Source organism: Rhizobacter sp. P3_B12 (assembly GCF_056402895.1).
The window spans coordinates 1-591 of the sequence record NZ_JBFUGN010001731.1 but is presented as its reverse complement, the minus strand read 5'-3'; the positions used below and the strand labels follow the sequence as shown (position 1 = coordinate 591).

The window sequence follows — 591 nt, the reverse complement described above, 5'->3', positions numbered from 1 at the left end:
ACTCGAAAGAGAGCGCACACTCTCATTCAGATGATTGCCAAGACTCGCTATCGAGCGACAAGGGACGCGATTGCCATTCGGCAGGCGACGTCGGACAGCAACCGTTCATCGGCTGTTCCCGACCGCTTGGAATCGGTTCCAAACGAAGTGCTCGCAAACTTCTTGCTCTTCGTTACATCAGCTCACGTCTTGCCGATGCGAGCTATTCGGAGAGTCTGAGAGCGCCGTTTCAGGCGGATACAAGTCCGACGCCGAATGCCGCCGGATGGGCATGAACCGCGGGTTTTACCGATGCGGCCCCGTCGGCCTCGGTCTTGAAGGCCGCGACCGACTCGAGGAGCTTCTGCGCCTGCAGCTTCAGGCTCTCGGCCGAGGCCGAGGCCTCTTCGACCAGCGCCGCGTTCTCCTGCGTCGAATGGTCGAGCAGCGACACCGCCTGCGTCACCTGCTCGATGCCGCTGTGCTGCTGCGCGGCCGAGCGGCGGATCTCGCCCACCAGGTCGTTGACGCTCGACACCTGCTGGTGGATGTCCTGCATCACGCGGCCGGCATCGGCCACGTGGCGCGAGCCGCTGCCGACCTTCTCGGCGC

At 63.8% G+C, this 591-nt stretch carries 1 pseudogene; it reads right to left on the bottom strand.

Annotation, left to right across the window (positions count from 1 at the left end):
* Positions 1–229 precede the first annotated feature (229 nt).
* A pseudogene (locus AC1D01_RS37930) lies at positions 230–591 on the bottom strand (methyl-accepting chemotaxis protein); the annotation flags it as partial.